Here is a 13,782-nt window from a genome sequence, read left to right as displayed (position 1 = left end):
ACGTATTCGTACTAACGAGCCAAAGCGCATGACACGGAACTCGACAAGCCCACCTCGCCGTCACAGCGGTACACCAACCACGCCTCCACCTTTTCAACAGCCCCAGCGAATTCGTCCACCGCGACCTCCCACGGCAACAGCCCACCGACCGAATCACCTTGCCGACGGCGGAAACGCGCCACCACAAGCTCAGCCACCTCGGCGTCATTCTGCTCAGCGACGGTCCCGCGTAGACCGTCGAGAAAGACCACAGCGTCATCCACATAATCCGCATACAGCAAGTGACCAGCCAGTTCACGCCCGCCAAACTGGCGACGCAACCACACCACGGCCCGAGTCCCCACGCCCCCGTCCACAATGGTACTGCTCGCATCCGCCCACGTAGCGCAGGTCACAACCTCGGCATCGGGGAAATACGTCGCCAGCATCCGATCCCACCAGCCCGGCGTCTCACCGGCCGGATCCCACGGCAGCGCCGAGGCAAGCCGGCAATTCACCGCAGCATCGGTCGCGATCACACAGTTCCGTGCGTTGACCCGCCAACGCCGCACCCCCGGCTCGGACCGTCACACATTGAGAGCCTCATCCAGCGGACCGGCATGAGACGCGGGAAACGGATCCGCCCCATCCAGCGGCACACAGTCCGTCGCCGCCAACATCGGCTCATCAGACTCCACATAGCGGCAACCGAAGAACGCCATCCGCTCCGTCGAGAAGATCGCCTCCTCATCCCTCAGCGCCACACGCTGCCCATAGGTATCGTGCAACCAGGAGCGTGCCCGCTCCGCGAGCCCGCTCCCGCCACTCCGCCCCTCACCCGCCAAACCATCGAAGGGCCTGTGGGACAACGGTGTAATCGCTCATCAGATCAGAGCCAGCCCTTCGATTCCTCGGGTTCGCGAAGCCGGCTAGCGGCTAGCCTGCTCCTGTTGCAGCGCCTCATAACGACTTCGGCCAGGTGTCGTCCGTCGGCGTTCCGAAGCTCGTCGGCCCTCAGCCGCACGTCGACAACCTGTCCGTACGCGGTCAGCACGAGCTGACCGAGTTCGTCTTCGAGGTCGACCACTACTTGCTTCTCGCCCAGCTCCTGCGACTGCTGCACCGCCTGGTTGTAGCGGTCCTGCGCGCGGACCAGCTCTTCAGCAATGCGTTCTGATGCGTACTTTGGCACGGTCTCTCAGCTCCCAAAGCCCGGAAGGGCCTCGATCATCTTCGCGTTGGAGTCATCGACCGCCTGCGCGCGTGCAGAATTGATCGCCTCCAGGATCTTTCCTCCCAAAGCCGATGGGTGATTGGAGCGAAGCTCCGCGTCAGGTATCGACAAATCCTGAATCGCCCCAAGCCCGTCGACCCGTGCGACCACGGCCTGGTCCGCCGACGAGCCCGTGTAGGTGCTTGCTACGGCCTCATCCCGCAGCGCCTGCACAGTGTTCATCTTCTCGTCCAACTCCGCCAACATCGCCTCGATGTCGGGAATTTCTGACACGACAACCTCCAGTTCCTGCGAGCTCGCTACGAGCGCCTACGCGATGTCGTCCTCGTTAGGCGTCTCATCGGAATCTGCGTCCGCATCGCCAATCACCGGAGGTGCGACGGCATGACCGGTGTTCGGGTCGATCTCACCGCTGAACCCGAAGTGCTCGTCGGTGTTGCGGATGTATTTGCGCTCGTGTTCCTGGTCTTCGTCACTCTGGCCGCGCTGGCCGGCTCCGGCCGTGCCCACTGCGCCCGATCCGCCGCGCGCACCGCCGGACCCGGTACCGCCAGTGCTACCGAGCGCCGCGCCGACGAACCGCCGGGACCGAAACCGCCACGCCCGCCGACTCCAGGTCCGCTACGGACACCTGGGCCGCTGCCACCGCGGTTGCCAGAGCCGATTCCGCCGGCACCACGGCCGGTTCCCGTTCCTGGTGTTGCTCCCGTTCCGGGAACGATGCCGATTCCAATGCCACCAGGAGTCGGCGTTCCGGCAGCTGGCGGTGCAGGAATTCCAGGCGTTGGAGACGTGGGCTTTGCCCAGGCAGAGCCAGACTCGGAAGGCGCATCCGGCTGAACTGGCTGCAACGATTCCCCTGGGTTTCCAGGCGAAGTTTGGCCTGCCCCATCGCCACTGGTGACGGAAGAGCTGGAACCAACTGGAGAGGTCTTGCCGGTGCCGGTATAGCTGGTGCTCAGGTCAACCGAGTTCAGCCGATGCGTTTCCGCGACGCCGATATCGGCCACGGAGGCCGGAACGGCATGGTACGGCTGTAGTGACTGCACGGTGCTGTTGGACGACGTCCGGTACGCGGTGTAGTCCTCGCGCGCCTTCTGCTCGGCCTCGTTGTGCTTGGCCTCGTGAATCTCCTGGCCGGCCAGTTTCATCCCGAGGTTGGTCGGTGCCAGGTCGCTGAATCCGAGATCCAGCGGTGGCACGTTGTGGGGTGCCGGCATCGTGTTCTTCGTGCGACTGAAGTGCCCGCCTTGGTCTTCCACGCCTTTGGCCAGCGCTGCCGAGAGCTCTTCGGACTGCTGCACGACATTCCGGAACGGCGAGGACTCCTGCGTCATCGCCTCCGACGCACTGCCGGTCCACGACTTGTTGCAGCGGCCGATCGCTCCTTGAACAAGCTCGTCAACGCGCCGCAGGTGCGGTGAACTGGCCGGACAGGTTGCCCGCAGCGATCGACGACCTTGCGCGCATGTTCACCAGAGAGGCGCCATCCCGATTGGGCCGGCTGGACGAACATCAAGAAAGAGCGCCCAGCGATCATGGTCGTCCACTACCGTGACCCGTATCTCCTGGGTTTCACAGTGCGGAATGGCTATAGGACAAGAATGGGCCAAGTCATCAGAACACCTCGTACATGGTTGGCGGTGCTGGTGATCGTCGCGGCGCTTCTGGAACTGTATTTCGCGCCGGCACAGTGGCTTTACCGGCTCGTGGTCGACGCGCTGGCGCTGCCGGGTGCGATCATGGGCGGCCTGGTTCTGTGGGGCGAACCGGGAGAAGTCCCAAAATCCCCGGAAATCGTGGTGCGCGAGCGGATTCCTCCGCGACCGGCAGCCCCGGTGCGCGAGCGGCCACCGGTGCGGGTCGAGGGCGTCCCGGTCCCGCCGAGGTTCGGTAGAGGCTCGAAGGCACAGGCGCTGCCGTGGTTGTTGTCCGCCCACACGGTCTATCCCGGGATCGCCGCGGACGAGGCCCAACTCGGCGACCTCGCGGTGCGCGCGGCGTCCGTCGTCGGTCCGGGGCATCGCTGTGAGGAGCCCGTCGTGCCCCGCCAGGACGCCTACCGGCTCGGGCGGGACGACAACGGGCGGTACCTCATCGTCGCGGTCGCGGACGGCGTGTCCAGCAGCAGGTTCGCGGAGCTTGGTGCGACCGTAGCGGTCAGCGCGGCTACCAACGTGCTGCGGGATTGGCTGAACGCCGCGCCGGACCTTAAAAACCTCGCCGCGACAGAGATTTTCAGCGGGGTTGCCGCGCAGATGGCGGACACCGCCACGTCCCGGCACCTGCGTGATTCCGACATCTGCGCCGCCCTGGTCACCGCCGTGATCCCGGCTTGCCCGGCTCCCGGCGAGCGGGAGATGTGGGTCGCGTGGGTCGGGGACGCATCGGTGTGGACGTTGCGGGACGGCACGTGGACCTTCGTGGCAGGCGACGACAAACGCACCAAGGAGGGGATGGAGTCGAACGCGGTGGCCCACGTGCTCCCGGACAGCCCGCTGGCGGTCACCAGCAGGAGCATCCGGCTGCAGAACGGCACCATGGTGGGCCTGATGACCGACGGCGTCGGCGACGCGCTGGCCACGCTCGGCGAAGCGAACGGGTACTTCGCAAGGAAATGGGCCAATCCGCCGCCGTCCACCTCGTTCGTCAACGACGTCAGCTACGACGCGGAAAGGTTCATCGACGACCGCACCGCGGTGGCCATCTGGGTGGGCGCGGACTCCCGGGAGGCGAGATGGCCGAGATGACGGGCACCTGGCCGCTGCCCGCTGTGGTCACACTGGACGATCTGGAGCCGTTGAAGAAAACGATCAGCGCCGGAGCGGGCCAGAGCACGGGCATCCACCCCATCGAAGACCGCCCCGGTTGGCTCGCCAAGCTTTACAGAACACCCGGCGACCACAGCGAGGCGACCCGGCTGGACGAGCTGATCGCGCTGCCTGGCGGCATCACCGCCGATGACTCCACAACGCTGGGCACCAGCACATCCTGGCCGGTGGCCCGCATCACCAAGGGGGACAACCCGGCGCACGGGTGCGTGATCCCGGCCGCCCCGGACAGATTCCGCCAGGACAGCGCGGAGGGGTTCCGCGAAATCGACACGCTCGCGAGGACAACCGACTCGTTCGCGCGGCAAAAGCTCCGGGTGCCAAGCAGATCTGACCGGCTGCGGATCTGCCGGAACCTGGTGCTCGTGGCGGAGGTCCTGGAGCGCCACAAGCTCGTCTACTCCGACTGGTCCTACTCCAACGCCTTCTGGTGCCATGACGACGCATCGGTGTTCGTGATCGACATCGACGGGTGCGGTCCCGGCCCTGTCCCGAACATCGTCCAGCCCAACTGGGACGACCCGCTCACCCAGCGGCCGAACAAGGCCGACGCCTGCACCGACCGGTTCCGTGTCGCCCTGCTCGTCACCCGTTGTCTTACCGGGCAACGGGATCTGGCCGTCGCCCTCAACGACCTGGCCGAGTCGGACGGGCTGGGCAACCGCGGGCTGCGGGAGGTTCTGCTCGACATCCTGCTCAGCGAGGACCGCGAGCGGCGTCCCTCGATGGCCGAACTCGGCACCGTCCTCGCGGGCGGCCTGTACGCCCGCTTCGGATCGCCTCCGGCGAGAAGCCCGATCCCGGCCCGACCGCCGTCGGTGCCCTCGACCAGCGTCGTGGGCGGCACCCCGGGAAAGAACGTCAACTGGAACACGCCCGCCACGACATCGAGCGCAGGCAACGGCGAACCGGGCGGACCCCAGCGGGAAACCGTGTTCATCGTGGCCTTCTTCGTCATAGTGGTGCTGTTGATCACGATCGTGCTTATCGCGAACAATGTGTAAGAGCCTGTCGGCGAATGCCGTCCGCGCCTTGGAAGCGGCGGAGCCGCTTGCATTCACCTTGCCAAGACGACCATCGGCGGGTTCTGAGAGGTTTTCTGGCGAGGACGGCCCCTCCGCGCGTATTGGACATACATCAGGAGGGGCACCCGCAGTCCAGGAAACCTCTCAGGTTCCGCTAAGCGACCAAACACCCAGTCCATTCACCAACAGGCTCTAAAAGGAGACGCCCGTGGCCGATGGCCAATCCCCCTACACGATGAAGCAGAAGTGCCTGCCGACCTACGTCGTGATCGACGCCTCCTACTCGATGACCCCGTACCAGGAGACGCTGAACCAGACGCTCGCGCAGCTGCACCGGAAGCTGGCCGGAAGTCCCAGAGTGTCCGAGTTCGCCCTGATGTCGATCATCGCGTTCTCCTCATCGGCGCAGGTCGTGATCGAGATGACGGACATGGAGAAGATCCCGGTCATGCCCGACGTGGTGTGCAACGGCCAGACCGACTACCGCGCGGCGTTCGACCTCGTACGTCAGCGGATCGACGTGGACGTCCCCGCGCTCAACGCACAGGGCAAGGCGGTGCTGCGGCCCGCGATGTTCTTCCTCACCGACGGGCAGCCCACCGAACCGGGATGGGAAGCCGCCTTCCGCAGGCTCGTGGACCCGGCCTGGAACCGGCATCCGCATGTGATCACCTACGGATTCGGCTCGGTGCAGAGCGAGGTGCTGAGCAAGGTCGCCACCAAGGCGGCCTTCTACGCCGAGCCGGGGACGAGGAATGACGAAGCCCTCAGCCAGGCGATCAACAGCCTGCTGAACTCGCTCGTGGCCTCCTCTCGCAGCGAGGAGATGCAGATCCCGACCGTGGCCGAGGGATACCGGACTATCCCCGTCGAGTACATGGACTGATGCCGATGACGTCAAAGCGCTGGGACCGTTCCGCCGTGTTGCTCGGCGCGGCATCGCTCTGTGTCGTGGCCGCCGCCGTCGCGTCGATCGCCGCGCGGGTGCCCGGGACCGAAGAGCGACCGCCCGTGCCCGGTCACGAGGTGCGGCAGCACCCGCCGGAGACTCCCGTCGACCCGCGAACATCACCGAACGGTCCGGAGGTGACCAGATGAATTGCCATCACTGCGGCTTCGACAACGAGGCCAACTTCGTGCTGTGCGCGCACTGCGGTCGCAAGCGGGTCATCGACCTCTCCGGCGGCGCCCAGACGACCATCACGCAGCCGACGCCGACCGCCACCGGACTGGGAACAGCGCCGCGCGTCGCTCCCGGGACGGGCTTCGCCCGCGACGCGACGCGCTACCTCTGTGCCGCGCTGCAGCTGGATCCGGGGCTCAACGACAAGGCCCTCCAGAACATCCTCGATGAGGACTACCGGGCGGTCGCGTCCTCCCCGGGAGTCGACCTCGTCACGGTGCTCAAATACGGGCTGGCCGCACGGCGAAGACAACTGACCCGCGATGTGCTGATCGTGCTCCTCGGGCTGATCGGCCTCGGGGTTCTGGCGAGCCCGCAGCCGGGGTGGGCCCTGCTGGTGCTCTTCGCCGGGTGGGCGGTCATGTTCATCGAAACCCTGTCGACCCACTATGGAATTCTCTCGGCACAGCTGCGGCGCAACGCTTTCGATCCGGCGAACGCCCCCGCACCGACCCGCGGACGCACCGCGGCGCGGCTGGCCGACATCGCGGCCAGAGACCGGGGAAATCTCACGGTCTTCGCCGACTACGCGCCGTTCGCCGGCTACGGAATCACCTTCGGCAACTGGTCGTTCACCCTGAACGTGGCCAAGGCGGAGGAAGGCAAGGACATCGTCGAGTTCACCGTGCAGGAGTTACGCGACTTCGTCGCGGACTCGGTCCGCGGGATCGGTTTGCCCGGCGTCCTGGTCGAGGACCGGGTGTTCGTCAGCGGCCTCGACCTACTGCACGGATTCGAGCCCTCGGTGCAACAGGCGATCCTGCCCAACGAACTGGCCGCCCCGGCATCGCGCGTCGACGAGGCCGTGCTCGGACGACTGCACGACGATCCTAATAGCAGGGCGCGTCCCTATCTGACCGTGCGCGTGACCGGCTGGAGCGGCGAGCTCGTGGTGACGATGTTCCTGCGGTTCGCGCTGTCGCCGCAGAAGGATCTGCTGTTCGTCGAGGCGAACTACTCGCTGCTGCCGCCGGTGAAACGGCGCTACCAGGAGGTGGACCGGCTGCTGAGCAGCCCGACCTTCAGGCAGTTGGGCCGGCTCGCTGCGATGAGCCTGATCAGGCTCGTTCCCGCTGTCTTCGGGGGTGGGCAACGCGTTTGGGCGGGTCTCGTCTCGCCACTGACGCGGGTTTTGAAGTCGCGGCGCGAGGCTCGTGAGATCACGCAGGACCGGACCTTCAACTACGGGGCCACGATGAGTCTGCGCGAGGAGGCCGCCGATAACCGCTACCACCGGTACTTCCAGCAGCTCGATAAGGAGATGTACGCCAAGCTCGCCGAGCGCCGGGTCATGGACGCGCTGGAGGAGTTCCTGGCCGACCACAACGTCGAAACCAGCGATCTCAGCGAGCGGCAGACCACGATTCTGAATAACGGCATTTACGTGACAGGACACGGAAAGCTGGACGCGATGAGCGTCGCTGCGGGCACCAACGCGATCGCCAGGACGGTCACCCGCGCCGCCCGGACGGCGACGCCGACCAAGAGGCAGGGATGACCTATGAGGGACAACTACGGAATCAACATCAGCGGTTCGGGCAGCTTCAACGCGGACGCGGTGGCCGTCGGGATCGGGGCGCAGGCCGTCTCCGCGGGCGGCTCGCAAGAACTGCGGGACCTTCAGGAACAGGTCCGTGAACTGCTCGCGGCACTGCGGACGGCGCGCAACGGCGGCGAGATCGACAGCGACGACGTGGTGGCCGACGCCGAGCAACTCGAGGAGGAGATCAACAACGACAGCCCCGACAAGTCGAGGATTCTGGGGTTGCTGAGGAAAATCTCGTCCGCCGTGACACAGGTGGGCGACCTTGCCACCGCGGTGCAGAACGCGCAGGACGCCGTGGGCTCGCTGCTGTCCTGATCGGGAAGAGGCCGGAAGAACATGGCGCACCAGGCGGAGTCAGGCGAGCTCATCGGCGGACGCTACCGGCTTGTGCTCGGCTCCGGGCACCGCTGGCGGGCGCGCGACGAGGACAGCGGCACGGACGTGTCCCTCGAGTGGACCCGGTTGCCCTCGGCGCAGGAAGCGGCCGAGTACGCCACGCGGTTCGATCGGGAGCGCACCGAACGCGAGCGGCGCCAGACCGCCGCGCTGCGTGCCTGCCCGAACCTCGTCTTCGTCGATGACGTGGTCGCCGCCGACGACGTCCTGTGGTCCGCGACCCGGCTGGTCGAGGGCCGCACGCTCGCCGAAGACGTATCGACCTACGGGCCGCTGGCCACCGAGACCGTCAGGCCGGTGGCCACTGATCTCCTCAAGGCGCTGGCCGCCGCGCACGGGGCAGGGATCACGCACGGCGCCCTCTCGCCCGCCACCGTGCGGCTGGCAGGCGACGGCGAGGCCCTGCTCACCGGTTTCGGCGCACCCGCCGACGAGCAGGCCTACCGCGCACCAGAGCGGAACCACGAGCAGCAGGCGCTGGCTCCCGGTGACCTTTTCTCGCTCGGCACGACGCTGCATTTCGCGCTCAAGGGCGCCCCACCGTCATCTCCCGGCTTCGCGGCGGGGGACGCCGGTGAGCTCGGGCCACTGATCGCGCGGTTGCGCGCCACGGATCCCGCCCAGCGGCCCACCGCGCCCGAGGCACTGGCGCTGCTCGAACCTCCCGCGGCACCGGTCACGCAGGTCACGCCGCCGCAGCCGAGCCAGGCCCCGGACGATCCGAGCCCGTTCCGGATGGCGGCCGTGGTCGGAGCGGTCCTGGCCATCGGCGTACTCCTCGCGCTCATCATCGGCGTCGGCCAGCAAGAGTCGTCCACCGGATCGTCAGCCGAGTCGAGTACCGAAACCACCGACACCACAACGAAAAGCACCTACACGCGCGACAAAACCACGGATACCGACGAGGACGAAACCAGCTACCCAGAAGAGCCTACGAGGACAGCCGACCCCACGGAGGAAGCCTTCCAGGCGGTCCCGAAGGGAAGTTGCCTGCCCATTTACCAGACGGGAAACGGCAACAGGTGGAACCGGTCGGTGCCGCCCGACACTGTTCCCTGCAACTCCGATTACGCCGGGGTATTCAAGGTCATCAGTACCACCCTCAGCAGGGATCAGTGCTACAGCGCCTCCAGCGATTACGTTCCGTGGAGCTACACCGGCAGCTCAGGAGAAACTGCCACGCTCTGCCTCGACCGTGTATGGGTGCCGCGGTACTGCATCCTCGCCGAGAAAGACGACAGTGACCGCATGTCCATAGGGACGAACACCGCGGTGGACTGTTACGCGACCAGCATCCCCAGCTCTTACAACACCATCCTCGTCGTCTCCAGCGTCGAAGAAAACCCAAGCACGTCATGTTCGCAGAGTTCCTCCGATCCCAACACCTACTGGTCCATGCTGGCCGACGAGGGCTCCTCCCGGGTCTGCTTCACCTACCCCACCTGATGCAGCAACGCCCTTCCACCGGACCAGGACGCTGGGGGAGACGTCCCCACCACACAACGATTCTGGGCCGTCCGGCTGCCGTGTCCGCCGGTGCGCGCGGCGGAGGGTGCTCCGCCACGGACGTCGATCCCGCTGGTGGCGAAGGGGATTGCCGCTTCCGATCCGCGGGGACCGGTCGGGGATTCGGCGGTTCGGCGAACAACGCGCTCCCGCCCGGTGTACTCTTTCACTAGATAACTGGTGAAAGAGTCATTTGACTGGGAAGGGCGATCATGAGCGCAGGAGAGGTGCCCGCGGTTCGGACGCACCAGCTGGCCAAGAGATACCGCCGCAGGTGGGCACTGCGCGGTTGTTCGCTGTCGTTGCCCCCGAACCGGGTGGTCGCGCTGGTCGGCCACAACGGGGCGGGCAAGAGCACTCTGATGGGTCTGACCGCCGGTCTGCTCAAGCCGACCGAGGGCGACATCGAGGTGTTCGGGCGGCGGCCCAGCGGAACCGGTGCGCCTGAGGAAGTGGCCTACGTGACCCAGCAGAAGCCGCTCTACCCCGGCCTGACCGTGTCGGAGACGCTGCGCTTCGCCGCGCGGCTGAACACCCGCTGGGACCAGGCGTACGCGGAGCAGCTCGTCCGCGCGGCGGAGGTGCCGTTCGACGCCAAGGTCGGCAAGCTCTCCGGCGGGCAGCGCACCAGGGTGGCGCTCGTGCTGGCGCTGGGCAAGCGCCCCGGTCTGCTGATGCTCGATGAGCCCCTGGCCGAGCTGGACCCGCTCGCCCGGCAGGCGACTCTGCGCACGCTGCAGGAGGAATCCCGGCAGCACGGCATCGGGATCCTGCTGTCCTCGCACGTGCTGGAAGAACTCGAAGCGGTCTGCGACCACCTGGTGCTGCTGGGCAACGGCCGGGTGCGATTGGACGGGCCGGTCGCCGATCTCGTGGCGGGGCACCGCGTTCTGCGGGGAGCCGGACAGCTGCCCGTTGCGCCGGGTGAGGTCGTCGACAGCGCGCACTCCGGGCAGGAGCAGGTCCTGATCACCAAGCGGAGCGGGCCGGTGACAGCATCTGGGTGGCGCGAGCACGCGCCCCGGCTCAACGACATCGCGCTGGCCTACATGCGCAACAACGAGGACAACGCGGAGGTGGCGGCGTGATCTGGGTGGCCTGGCGGCAACATCGCGCACAGCTGATAACCCTGGCAGCCCTGCTGCTGCTCGGTAGTGCGACCGTGCTGGTGCTGCATGCCAGCATGACCGGTGACATCGAGGAGTACGGCCTGCAGGCGTGCATGTCGGTCCGCGAGAGGACCGCCGACTGCGCTCAAGCGCGGGTGGAGTTCCAGGAGGAATGGTTCGATCTGCTCAAGGTCGGACAGGGGGTGGTCTTCGCGTTCCCGGTGCTGCTGGGTGTGTTCTGCGCCGCGCCGCTGTTCGCCCGGGAGATCGAGCACGGCACGCACGTGCTCGCCTTCACCCAGTCCGTCAGCCGGCTCCGCTGGATGATCACCAAGGTGGCGATCTTGCTGCTGCCGTCTGCCGTCGTGCTGGTGGTGCTCCAGTTGCTGGTCGACCGGTGGGTGGCGGCCGCCGGAATGCTGGGCCCGTTGCGGAGCAGCCCGTTCTACTGGCTGCCCTTCGGCACCACCGGGCCGATGCCGGTCGCGCACCTGCTGTTCAGCTTCGCGGTGGGTGCGTTGCTGGGCGCGGTCATGCGGCGTTCGGTGATGGCCGCGTGCACCACGCTCGGCACGCTGGTCGCGTTGCGCGTCGCGGTGAGCAGCGTCCACCTGAACTTCTTGCCGGTGCAGCGCTTCACCACGTCCGACCTGTCGGGCAGCGCCAATCCCGATGTGAACGGGATCATGGTGGTGAACAGTGGCTACCTCGGGTCGGCCGGGCAGGAGGTGCCCTACACCGCGGTGAACCAGGTGCCCTGCGGATCGAACGTCTGTTACCCGGGCGGTGTGGTCGGGCAGTTCACCGACGTGATCCACGAGTCCGCGGCACCGGGGCTGCAGCTGGCCGAGTTCGCCGTGTTCGGCCTCGCCGCGGTCTTGCTGCTGGTGGGAACCGCGTGGACGCTGCAACGGCAGCACTGATCCGGCGGCGCCGGGTTCCGCGCTCGGATGAGCGGGGAGGATTATGCTGGGCCGTATGATCGAGTTCCGGATCGACCGTCGTTCCGGGGTCTCCACGTACGTCCAGATCATCCAGCAGGTCAAACAGGCCATGCGGTTGGGCCTGCTGGGGCCCGGTGATCGGCTGCCCACGGCGCGTGAGGTGGTGGAGGCGACGGCGGTCAATCCGAACACGGTGCTCAAGGCGTACCGCGAACTCGAACGCGAGGGACTGGTCGAGGCCAGGCGCGGGGTGGGAACCTTCGTGACGCGTTCGCTGGCGAGCGAGCTGACCGCCGTCGAAGCACCGTTGCGACGCGATCTGGAGGACTGGATGAGCCGCGCGAAGAGCGGTGGTCTCGCCGTTGAGGCCATCGACGCGGTCTATGTTGCCGTCCGAGACGAGCATTTCCACGTCGAGGGGCCGAACGCATCATGAGCGTGTTGCGCACCACCGGGTTGTCCAAAAGCTACGGCCGGAAGCAGGCGCTCCGGGACTGCACCGTCGAACTGCCCGAGGGAAAGGTCATCGGGCTGGTCGGCGCGAACAGCGGGGGCAAAAGCACCTTTCTCGGGCTGGCAGCCGGACTGATCCGGCCGTCGGCCGGGCAGGTGCGGGTGTTCGGTGACGAGGTGCGCGGGCGCCTGCACCCGGACGCGGCGTACCTGCCGCAGCATCGCCCGCTGTACAAGGACTTCACCATCGCGGAGATGATCCGGACGGTGGGCGCCGTGAACCAGCGGTGGTCGCCGGAACGGGTGGAGGAGGCCCTGGCCGCGCACCCGGAGATGGATCGCAGCAGCCGCGTCAGTTCGTTGTCGCAGGGCATGCGCACCCAGCTCGCGCTCGCGCTCAGCCTCGGCCGGCTGCCGAAGCTGCTGCTGCTCGACGAGCCGATGTCGGATCTAGATCCGCTCGCCCGGGAGGACTTTCTCCGGCTGGTGATGACCGATGTCGCCGAGCGCGGGATGACGGTGGTGCTGTCCTCGCACTCGCTCGGCGAACTGCGCGACGTGTGCGATCACCTCATGCTGCTGCACGCCGGGCAGGTGCTGCTCAACGGTGATATCGAGGAGATCCTCGACGACCACCTCGACGTCATCGGCCCGGCCGACGACGGATCCTCGGTCACCGGCACGATGATCCACACGAGGCGAACGGGCCGGCAGCAGCGCTCGCTTGTGCGCACCCCCGGCTCGCTCGCGGCGGGCTGGGAGGGGCAGCGGCCGGAGCTCGAAGGGCTCGTGACGGACTACCTACGGGCTCGGCAGGGCAGTCGCTGATCACCGCGCCGGTCGGGCGTTCCCGTTCTGAGCGCCCGGCCGTGCTGCCGATGGACAGCCCGACGATCATGGCGGCCCAGATCAGCACGGTGCTCCGGGTGTCCAGCAACAAGAAGAACGGAAAGGCGAACGCGCCGGTGGCGCCCACCCCGCCGAGGTAGAGCCGCTTGCGCCCGAGCCGGTCAGAGAACCTGCGGATCCGGAGGGGCGGTCGCCGAGCTGGCCACGCGGTTGTTGCTGGATTTCGGCGGAGTCGAAGGGCTCGCTCGCGCCGAGGCCGACGAGCTGTCGAGACACACCGGAATCGGTCTCGCCAAGGCGTGCCGTCTGGTCACCGCCTTCGCGCTGGCAAATCGGGTTCGAACGAGCGGAGATCTCCCCGAGGTGCGAACGTCCGCCGATATCGCCGCGGTCGCCGCTCCGCGCATCGGACGGGCGAGAACCGAGCAGGTGCTGCTGATCCTCGACGACCGCCACCGGATACATCGAGTACTGACAGTCGCCACCGGTAGCGCGACGTCCAGCATCGTGCCGGTGCCCGAAGTTCTTTCGCTCGCACTCCGGCACGACGCCGTGGCGTTTGCCCTCGCCCACAACCACCCCAGCGGATCACCGGAACCGAGCCGGGAAGACATCGCCGTGACCGACCGGATCCGGCGCGCCGCCGCCGAAGTGGGGCTTCGCTTCCTGGACCACGTAGTCGTTTCGGGCGACCAGTGGCGCAGCATCACCGCATCGAGCTGAAGAC

Annotated in this window: 17 protein-coding genes; 12 read left to right on the top strand and 5 right to left on the bottom strand. The window is 67.1% G+C overall.

Annotation, left to right across the window (positions count from 1 at the left end; genetic code table 11):
- Window positions 1-11 precede the first annotated feature (11 nt).
- The 5 genes from FDZ84_RS38910 to FDZ84_RS16180 all read right to left on the bottom strand — a co-directional run bounded on the left by FDZ84_RS38910 (window position 12) and on the right by FDZ84_RS16180 (window position 1,723).
- On the bottom strand, window positions 12-518 hold the full coding sequence (locus FDZ84_RS38910; RefSeq protein WP_246869040.1) for a toxin glutamine deamidase domain-containing protein: 507 nt from the start codon (window positions 516-518) through the stop codon (window positions 12-14).
- A 48-nt stretch (window positions 519-566) separates the two neighbouring features.
- Window positions 567-767: a hypothetical protein gene (locus FDZ84_RS38905; protein ID WP_246869039.1), complete on the bottom strand. Its 201-nt coding sequence runs from the start codon at window positions 765-767 to the stop codon at window positions 567-569.
- A gap of 101 nt (window positions 768-868) precedes the next feature.
- Window positions 869-1,171 (bottom strand): hypothetical protein, encoded by a 303-nt coding sequence (locus tag FDZ84_RS16190; RefSeq protein WP_168586595.1) that lies wholly within the window; start codon window positions 1,169-1,171, stop codon window positions 869-871.
- Window positions 1,172-1,177: 6 nt separating this feature from the next.
- Window positions 1,178-1,486 carry a YbaB/EbfC family nucleoid-associated protein gene (locus FDZ84_RS16185; RefSeq protein ID WP_168586594.1) on the bottom strand — a complete coding sequence of 103 codons (309 nt, stop codon included), beginning with the start codon at window positions 1,484-1,486 and terminating at the stop codon, window positions 1,178-1,180.
- A gap of 36 nt (window positions 1,487-1,522) precedes the next feature.
- Window positions 1,523-1,723: a hypothetical protein gene (locus tag FDZ84_RS16180; RefSeq protein ID WP_168586593.1), complete on the bottom strand. Its 201-nt coding sequence runs from the start codon at window positions 1,721-1,723 to the stop codon at window positions 1,523-1,525.
- 1,133 nt (window positions 1,724-2,856) lie between these two features.
- Here FDZ84_RS16180 and FDZ84_RS16175 point away from each other — a divergent pair.
- From FDZ84_RS16175 to FDZ84_RS16120, 12 genes are all read left to right on the top strand, one after another.
- Window positions 2,857-3,963 (top strand): protein phosphatase 2C domain-containing protein, encoded by a 1,107-nt coding sequence (locus tag FDZ84_RS16175; RefSeq protein ID WP_168586592.1) that lies wholly within the window; start codon window positions 2,857-2,859, stop codon window positions 3,961-3,963.
- On the top strand, window positions 3,951-5,048 hold the full coding sequence (locus FDZ84_RS16170; protein ID WP_168586591.1) for a hypothetical protein: 1,098 nt from the start codon (window positions 3,951-3,953) through the stop codon (window positions 5,046-5,048). Before FDZ84_RS16175 ends, FDZ84_RS16170 begins: the two co-directional genes overlap by 13 nt.
- 229 nt (window positions 5,049-5,277) lie before the next feature.
- Window positions 5,278-5,955 (top strand): VWA domain-containing protein, encoded by a 678-nt coding sequence (locus FDZ84_RS16165; protein WP_210435587.1) that lies wholly within the window; start codon window positions 5,278-5,280, stop codon window positions 5,953-5,955.
- A gap of 5 nt (window positions 5,956-5,960) precedes the next feature.
- Window positions 5,961-6,167: a hypothetical protein gene (locus tag FDZ84_RS16160; protein WP_168586590.1), complete on the top strand. Its 207-nt coding sequence runs from the start codon at window positions 5,961-5,963 to the stop codon at window positions 6,165-6,167.
- Window positions 6,164-7,750 (top strand): hypothetical protein, encoded by a 1,587-nt coding sequence (locus FDZ84_RS16155; RefSeq protein ID WP_168586589.1) that lies wholly within the window; start codon window positions 6,164-6,166, stop codon window positions 7,748-7,750. Before FDZ84_RS16160 ends, FDZ84_RS16155 begins: the two co-directional genes overlap by 4 nt.
- A gap of 3 nt (window positions 7,751-7,753) precedes the next feature.
- Entirely contained in the window at window positions 7,754-8,113 is a 360-nt protein-coding gene (locus tag FDZ84_RS16150; protein ID WP_168586588.1) for a hypothetical protein, read from the top strand.
- Between the two features lie 21 nt (window positions 8,114-8,134).
- On the top strand, window positions 8,135-9,640 hold the full coding sequence (locus FDZ84_RS38900; protein ID WP_246869038.1) for a hypothetical protein: 1,506 nt from the start codon (window positions 8,135-8,137) through the stop codon (window positions 9,638-9,640).
- Between the two features lie 272 nt (window positions 9,641-9,912).
- Window positions 9,913-10,788: an ABC transporter ATP-binding protein gene (locus FDZ84_RS16140; protein WP_168586587.1), complete on the top strand. Its 876-nt coding sequence runs from the start codon at window positions 9,913-9,915 to the stop codon at window positions 10,786-10,788.
- Complete coding sequence (locus tag FDZ84_RS16135; protein ID WP_168586586.1) at window positions 10,785-11,732, top strand: hypothetical protein; 948 nt, start codon at window positions 10,785-10,787, stop codon at window positions 11,730-11,732. The genes FDZ84_RS16140 and FDZ84_RS16135 overlap by 4 nt, the downstream gene beginning before the upstream one ends.
- Window positions 11,733-11,787: 55 nt before the next feature.
- A complete protein-coding gene (locus FDZ84_RS16130) occupies window positions 11,788-12,189 on the top strand; it encodes a GntR family transcriptional regulator (protein WP_168586585.1) in 402 nt (133 codons plus the stop codon).
- Window positions 12,186-13,034, top strand: coding sequence for an ABC transporter ATP-binding protein (locus FDZ84_RS16125; protein WP_168586584.1), 849 nt, complete (start codon window positions 12,186-12,188; stop codon window positions 13,032-13,034). Before FDZ84_RS16130 ends, FDZ84_RS16125 begins: the two co-directional genes overlap by 4 nt.
- A 231-nt stretch (window positions 13,035-13,265) precedes the next feature.
- Window positions 13,266-13,778, top strand: a complete 513-nt coding sequence (locus tag FDZ84_RS16120; RefSeq protein WP_168586583.1) for a RadC family protein — start codon at window positions 13,266-13,268, stop codon at window positions 13,776-13,778.
- The last annotated feature ends 4 nt before the right edge of the window (window positions 13,779-13,782 follow it).

The organism is Saccharopolyspora sp. ASAGF58 (assembly GCF_012277335.1).
Taxonomy (GTDB): domain Bacteria; phylum Actinomycetota; class Actinomycetes; order Mycobacteriales; family Pseudonocardiaceae; genus Saccharopolyspora; species Saccharopolyspora hattusasensis.
This window is presented reverse-complemented; position numbering and strand designations above follow the sequence as displayed.